General features: G+C 45.8%; 4 protein-coding genes. 3 read left to right on the top strand and 1 reads right to left on the bottom strand.

Annotation, left to right across the window (positions count from 1 at the left end):
• The coding region (locus WBA23_RS03385; protein ID WP_424580839.1) for a DUF1223 domain-containing protein at positions 1 to 530 on the bottom strand (530 nt) is incomplete at its 3' end.
• Between the two features lie 31 nt (positions 531 to 561).
• Between WBA23_RS03385 and WBA23_RS03380 the strand changes: the two genes are divergently transcribed.
• From WBA23_RS03380 to WBA23_RS03370, 3 genes are all read left to right on the top strand, one after another.
• Positions 562 to 1278: a head GIN domain-containing protein gene (locus WBA23_RS03380; protein ID WP_424580838.1), complete on the top strand. Its 717-nt coding sequence runs from the start codon at positions 562 to 564 to the stop codon at positions 1276 to 1278.
• A 14-nt stretch (positions 1279 to 1292) separates the two neighbouring features.
• Positions 1293 to 2111 carry a hypothetical protein gene (locus tag WBA23_RS03375; protein ID WP_424580837.1) on the top strand — a complete coding sequence of 273 codons (819 nt, stop codon included), beginning with the start codon at positions 1293 to 1295 and terminating at the stop codon, positions 2109 to 2111.
• A gap of 10 nt (positions 2112 to 2121) precedes the next feature.
• Positions 2122 to 2404, top strand: a 283-nt coding sequence (locus WBA23_RS03370; protein WP_424580836.1) for a hypothetical protein, incomplete at its 3' end; no start/stop codon positions are given.

Here is a 2404-nt window from a genome sequence, read left to right as displayed (position 1 = left end):
TTCTTTCCCTGATAATCACCGCTCACCCGATACGTAACGGAAACTTGTTTCTCATTGGCATTTACTAGTAAATCTATAAAAGCGCGAATGGGCTGCTTTAATGCACTACTGATTTCTTGCCAAACCTGTTGCTGACGGGAACCTACAAATCCGGGTTCACCATTTACGGTCATTTGGGGCGTATACACCTGCGCGTTTTGCCAAGTTTGGGTGTATTTCCGCTGGTGCTCACTAAAGTTTGGCTGACTATAGGGATCGTTCCACCCCAGGCGGTTCCAGTAATCTACGTGGAAAGAAAGCACATAGATAGGTAAGCCTTGCTGTTCGGCCTTCTGAGCAATATTGCTGAGCAAAGCATCTGCCGGAGGGCAGCTAGAACAGCCCTGAGAGGTAAATAGCTCTACCACCGCAAACGTAGGAGACTCTTGGCTTAATGCACCATCACTCGACGGAGAAGACCAGGCGAATAGCAGAAAGGTAAATCCTAGCACCAGAAATAGTACGGAGACAAAAGAGAACGAATATTTCATATTTTCGTATCTAAAGAAAAAACACAACCTCATGTATACTCATTCATTTTTTCTGTTACTATCTCTGTTTTTGTCGGTCGGCTTACTTTATTCGCCTCTCACACTTGCTCAACACGAAACTTACGAAGATTTAGCTGACTTTGATAAGGTCGAATTCGTTGGACGAGGCGAAGTTGTGTTATACCAAGATAATAATCCTCACCTACGGCTCGAAGCATCGGAACAAGACGATTTGCAGCAGATCAGAACGGAAGTGCGGGGGCGTACTTTACGTATTACCTACGAGCAAAATCGTAATGATTGGATTGATATTGCTCCGAAGATTAAAGCGTATGTCGGTTATCCTGCATTGCGTAGTCTGGAAGTTGTGGGGTTAGTTCAGGTTTCCTCTGAAGATGTTATTCGCTCCGATCGATTTCGTCTGCAAGTAGAAGGAATGGGAAAGGTGAAATTAAAATTAGATGTGGCATCGCTAGATATCGAGTCAGCCGGAACGGCTAATATGTATCTGTCGGGAAAGGCGGGAGAAATTAATATTGTCAACGATGGTACGGGTACCATTGATGCTTTTGAATTAGCTTGCCAAGAGGCGGATGTAGAAGTAAATGGTACGGGAGTGGTACGGGTGAATGCTAGTGAACGGCTACGAGCCGAAGCTAATGGCTTTGGTGCCGCCGTGAAGTACCGGGGAGAACCCCGAAAAACGTACTTCGATAAATCTGGATTCTCCTCTATTAAAGCTGAGTAAAATAAATATAATTTATGCGACTGCTTGTAGTCCTGTGTAGCTTGGCTGTATCCGGCTGCTATTCACTCTCTCACGTTCAGCAATTTACAACCGAAGCTACTGAAACTTTAGCCCAGGGCGCACAACTGGAACCAACGTTCTATCAAACTTGTCAGCAACGGCAGCGAATGTTACTTCTCCAGGAGGGCAAGCTTACTCGCAGTTTTCAAGAAGGCTGTGCATTACAACAGCAAGCGGATACTACACTCATACAGATTCGCGAAGCACTCACGCACTATTTGCTGGCACTCCATCAGTTAGTTGCCTCGGGAAGGTCAGCTACCTCTTTGGCCCCATTAGGTGCCGCGTTGCAGTCGCACCCGTGGTTAGCTGAGCAGGGCGATTTGGTGTCGGCTTATCAAGAACTGGCGCAGCTTAGTCTAACTGGATTTACTGAACGCAATCGCCGGAAGAAAGCACGAGAACTAATTGCTCGTGCGAACGCTCCGGTGCAAACGCTGCTGGAAGCTTATCAATTCGTACTGACTGACTTACTGGTAGAATCTATTGATCGCCAGCAAAAAATGTCATTCACTTATTCTCGCGAATTGCTAGATTCAGCCCAATCGTTTCTGGAAAGGAAGCAGGTAATTGAGGAGTACATGGATCAGGTGCTAGTGTATGAAGCTCAGCAGCAGCAGCTACAGCAGTTTGTAGGAGCTTTACAAACAGTAAGCGAAGGACACCAAGCGGTCTACCAACAGCGGAATAGTTTACAACAACAAACGGCTATTGAAGTTCTAGCGCACTACACTAGCCAACTGCAACGAATGCAGGTATTGTCTAAATTTTAACCTTTAACGTATGGCTGCCCTTACCGCCCAGCAAGTAAAAGAGCTTTCTAAGCAGTTTTTCCGAATTGTTACCTCACTAGGGCAATTTCGGGAAGATAACTGGGAAACCCTTAGCAAACTACAACACCAGGAGTTGAGCCAACTGCAACGTTCTATTTACCGCTATTCAGATGATTTACTGGCTTTATCGTCGGTGCTCAAGCTTAAGGAAGTGGATAATGAGCTAACCGAAATGAATAAAGTTACCGACGAGGTACATCAAGCTTTGCAGGAGACGCAAAAGGTGGAAAGGG

Origin of the sequence: Tunicatimonas sp. (genome assembly GCF_049647865.1) — a bacterium.
In the GTDB taxonomy this organism is placed as follows: Bacteria; Bacteroidota; Bacteroidia; order Cytophagales; family Cyclobacteriaceae; genus Tunicatimonas.
This window is presented reverse-complemented; position numbering and strand designations above follow the sequence as displayed.

Bases quoted from the DNA above. Each gene is read 5' to 3' on its own strand.
- WBA23_RS03380 (WP_424580838.1), top strand. From the start codon at position 562: ATGTATACTCATTCATTTTTTCTGTTACTATCTCTGTTTTTGTCGGTC.
- WBA23_RS03375 (WP_424580837.1), top strand. From the start codon at position 1,293: ATGCGACTGCTTGTAGTCCTGTGTAGCTTGGCTGTATCCGGCTGCTAT.